The following is a 1,484-nucleotide window of genomic DNA, read 5'->3' as shown; positions in this document are numbered from 1 at the left end:
CTGAGCTTTACCCACAAGCTTGGCTCGCTATCCCGAATTAAAGATACGGAACATCTCTGTGATTTCGTGCAAGACGAGGAAGCCTCGCCAGATGACGGTAGCGCCGGGCGGAGGATCGTTGCGGCGATTCAGGTAGCCGCCAAGGGTGGCGATCCATCGCACCGCTTGGTTCAGGGACGGCACTTGGTCCGGTGGCCGGGTGGTGCGATGCACGCGGCAATACAGCGCCTGCCATTCGACTGGCTGGAGCACAACTTCGCAGGGCAAATCACCATCGATGCGTGCAAGAAGTGTGGTGTAGAGGATGCGCCACGCGATGACGGCGAACAGGGACGTGGCACGCTCGAAACGCTCGAGCGTGCCAAACTGGCGGGCTTCAATGCGGCAACCGCTCTTGATTACCCTGTGCCATGTCTCGATCGTCCAGCGCCGTGCATACCACGCCAGCCGCTCGAGGGCCTGCTCGGGCGAGTGCGTGGGCACTGAGCTGAGCAGCATCCACTCGAGTGGCTCAATGCCGGCGGGAGCGTGCTCCTCAATGACGTGAATGGCGAAGACATTGAGTTCGGGTAACTGGCTCGCCCGTAGCTTGGGCGGCCGCAAGCGAACGGGCGCATATCGCAGTGTCAGCCGTGCCGTGCGCTGGGTGCGCGTACCTCTGGCGGGAATCAACAACTCCGTGTGGCCAGCCACAGGTGTGTTCAGCACGGTCTGCCAAAGATAGTCCTGCGGGTCCCGAACGCGGCGATTCCATGCCGCGCGCACCAGCCAATCCACTCCCTGTGGGCGCTTGGCGGCAAACAGTTCGTAGACGTCGCTTTCGCGATCGCCGACACCAACCAGCCGGGTCTGCGCACAGCGCGACTTCAATGCCGACAGGTGTGCCAAGCCTTCGATCCACTTGATGCTCTCCTTCTCGTGAATCGGGCGAGACTTGCGCTGCGCTGCACTTCCCTTGGCCGCTTCCGTACGCGCCCAAGTCTTCATGCCCAGCACACCGAGCGGCAGACCCTCCGGGCTCACCGCCAGCAGGCTGTGCATCATGAAGCCGCGCTCGTTGCCACCGGTGCAGTAACCAAGCCCTTGCGTGGCGTGTAGATGCGTCAGATTGAATTCGGTGGTGTCCTGTATCGCCAGCACCACCGGCAGTTGCTCCATGCGATGCAGTGTCTGCGCGATATGCGGCGTCAGCACGCCGTCGGTGTCGACCTGATCGTTGTCGAAGAAACGGTATGCCGCTTTCAGTTCGGCGGGCGAAAGTGCCTGTGGCAGCGAGGTGTGTGGACTGGCTGCCAGTTGACGCGCCAACGCGACCAAGCGATACGACAGACGAGCGTCTCCGAAATTCGCTTGCGCGAATTCCTCGCTCGCCCAGTCTGTCGTGTCGTCCTCGATTGCCAACCCGCTGCCGCAAAATGAACAGGATGCGCGCAAGTTAACACCGTCTGCCGAGGTTTACAACCGGATTTGTGGGTAATCCTCAG

1 protein-coding gene is annotated in these 1,484 nt (G+C 61.6%); it reads right to left on the bottom strand.

All coding sequences use genetic code 11. The annotated features are described in order from the left end of the window. Nucleotides 1-27: 27 nt before the first annotated feature. Complete coding sequence (locus AC1DOX_RS30930) at nt 28-1,401, bottom strand: IS4 family transposase (protein WP_441624653.1); 1,374 nt, start codon at nt 1,399-1,401, stop codon at nt 28-30. Nucleotides 1,402-1,484 lie beyond the last annotated feature (83 nt).

It is taken from the genome of Cupriavidus sp. 01L415 (genome assembly GCF_056400065.1).
This window is presented reverse-complemented; position numbering and strand designations above follow the sequence as displayed.